Here is a 1,503-nt window from a genome sequence, read left to right as displayed (position 1 = left end):
CTGTCTCTTGATCACAAGTCTGGTTAATCAAGAGACTTAGCGAGTTCATACCCTTCAAGGATGGTTTGTAACCTAAACCATCCTTGCCATAACGTCTTTATAGAAGCGCGCCCCGTTCGCTTGGTATTCTTCCAACCACCTAACCGAGCAATACCGTTGTAAGCCCATGATATATTAGGCGCTTCTTTCGGTAGTTCTTTCTTCTCCAACTTGAGCCACATTAACTTCCACGCTTTGCCTCTTAATACCCGCTCACAACTGGTCTTAGATAACGCGTCTGATTCATTCATAAACCTCAACTGGAGTAACCGAGTCGCGATAAAAGCCAAAATAACGCTGAGCCTCTCTAAGTTGTCCTTACTTTGCATTCTCAGTTGCTCAACCTCTGTCCCTTCACTTTTCCAGACTTTATGAAAATCTTCTATCAGCCAGCGCCGCTCATAATAACTGACGATTTTGAGTGCCTCTTCCTTGCTCGTTATCGGCTCAGAAGTCAGTAAGTGCCATACGAGCTTATCGCTACTCTCTCCTTGTTCTATACATCCCACGTAGTAAAGCGGAATGTTATCGAACTCTTTCTTGTTAGCAGGAGACTTGAGTGTCACGGGGGCATATTTGATATCTAAATGAGCCTTGCGAGCTTTACGCCCCCCTTTTTGCGGTATTTCGAGCACTTTCTCTCCGGCTGATAACAGGGTAGAGGCATAGCTATAAAGACGATTATCATGCTCTTCAATACAGCGGCTTTGCATTGAGCGAACGATGAACCTTTGTTGTTGCTCTCGCTTGTAAGTGAGGTATTCAAATAGGTCGGCTTCTCTATCGCACACAGAAATGACATCCGAAATTTTATCGCCAAGTCGCTCAGCGACATGGCGAGAGGCTTGTTCCCACTTATAACTTTCTTTCTCTTTGTATGGTCGAGTCGCATGCTGGTGCCTTTGGCCTCGCTTTTCTATATCACGAGTCCAGCGCTGTTGTTCAATTAAACCAATAACAGATTGAGTGTCGGGAGCAAAAAGTAAGGTTGAGTGTACGAACATGGCGCGATGTCGGTTGCCTTGATTGGAGTGCCCGAGTTCATCTCGAATGCTGCGATGGGAGTAACTGAGAGAAGTGGTGTCTTCTAAGGCAAGAAGTGTTTGTTGCTCTAATGCTTCTTGTGCGGTGACATAAAACCCCGCTTCTGCGATATCTTCTGCTTTGATTTGCTCATTACGGATGAAGCGATAAGCCCCTTCCATTTCAGCAGGGGAGATAATGAGTTTCGAGACGGGTACACCAGGTTGCTCGGCCAGTGAGGCTGCGAGAGTAACGAGTCTTTGAGTGCGTCTAGGGTCATTTAGGTGGGCTTGACCGAACTGTTTTTGTGCCCAGAGGGTTGGCTCTATATAGGTCATGATAATCATCCTTGTCATTGCTTAGATGATCAGATCATGAAACCTAAAAATAGTTCAAAAAAAATCCCCAAGCGTGGCTTAGGGATTTGTGTATAAGAGACAG

1 protein-coding gene is annotated in these 1,503 nt (G+C 45.5%); it reads right to left on the bottom strand.

Annotated elements, in window-relative coordinates:
- Positions 1-23 precede the first annotated feature (23 nt).
- Positions 24-1,400 (bottom strand): IS4 family transposase, encoded by a 1,377-nt coding sequence (locus AB4583_RS20920; RefSeq protein ID WP_017068118.1) that lies wholly within the window; start codon positions 1,398-1,400, stop codon positions 24-26.
- Positions 1,401-1,503 lie beyond the last annotated feature (103 nt).

It is taken from the genome of Vibrio sp. 10N.222.49.C12 (assembly GCF_041475025.1).
In the GTDB taxonomy this organism is placed as follows: domain Bacteria; phylum Pseudomonadota; class Gammaproteobacteria; order Enterobacterales; family Vibrionaceae; genus Vibrio; species Vibrio crassostreae_C.
This window is presented reverse-complemented; position numbering and strand designations above follow the sequence as displayed.

Bases quoted from the DNA above. Each gene is read 5' to 3' on its own strand.
- AB4583_RS20920 (WP_017068118.1), bottom strand. From the start codon at position 1,400: ATGACCTATATAGAGCCAACCCTCTGGGCACAAAAACAGTTCGGTCAA.